Below are 808 nucleotides of genomic sequence, written 5' to 3' on the forward strand. Positions count from 1 at the left end.
CAGCGGTACAACCCGTAATTGTTGAAGTTACGCCCAATTCGATTGTTGCTGAGGCAGGAATTGAATCTGGAATGGAACTAAAAGCAGTATCAGGCATCAAAACTCCGGATTGGGAATCAGTTAATATGGGATTAATTTCTCATATTGGTGATGACGCTATGACGCTAACACTGACGTCAGACTCAGAAGTTGGCGCTGAAGTGACGAAAACGCTGGACCTTCGTGACTGGAAATTTGATCCAGAAACCGAATCTGCGATGCATTCACTTGGCTTTGCTCCATATACACCAGAAATCTATCGCGTTATTAAGCAAGTTTCTGAAGATGGTGCAGCCGCGAAAGCAGGTGTGCTTCCAGAAGATGAAATCATCGCGATTGGTGGTGAGCCTATCAATGACTGGAAACAAGTCGTAGATGCTGTACGCTCAAATCCAAATACTCCAATCGAGTTGACGGTATTACGCCGAGGCATTGAGCAATCACTAACATTAACACCAGACAGTCGTGAGCTGGCTAACAAACAAGTGGTTGGCTTTGCAGGTATCGCACCTGAAGTCGCAGAATGGCCAGAAAGTTATCGCTTCGAGCTGCAGTTTGGTGTATTCGAATCAATTGGTAAAGCGGTTGATAAGACAGGCCAAGTGATTGGTTTGACCGTCAGCATGTTGAAAAAACTGATTGTTGGTGATGTCGGTCTTAACAATCTGAGCGGCCCAATTTCGATTGCAAAAGGTGCGGGTGCGACGGCGGACTACGGTCTAGTTTACTTTTTAGGTTTTCTCGCTCTAATTAGTGTTAACCTAGGTAT

General features: G+C 45.2%; 1 protein-coding gene. It reads left to right on the forward strand.

Annotated elements, in window-relative coordinates; all coding sequences use genetic code 11:
• Positions 1–808: RIP metalloprotease RseP (gene rseP, locus R8O10_RS24610; protein ID WP_318191872.1), on the forward strand; the 808-nt coding region annotated here is incomplete at both ends.

The organism is Vibrio sp. 1727, assembly GCF_033344415.1.
GTDB classification, from domain to species: domain Bacteria; phylum Pseudomonadota; class Gammaproteobacteria; order Enterobacterales; family Vibrionaceae; genus Vibrio; species Vibrio alginolyticus.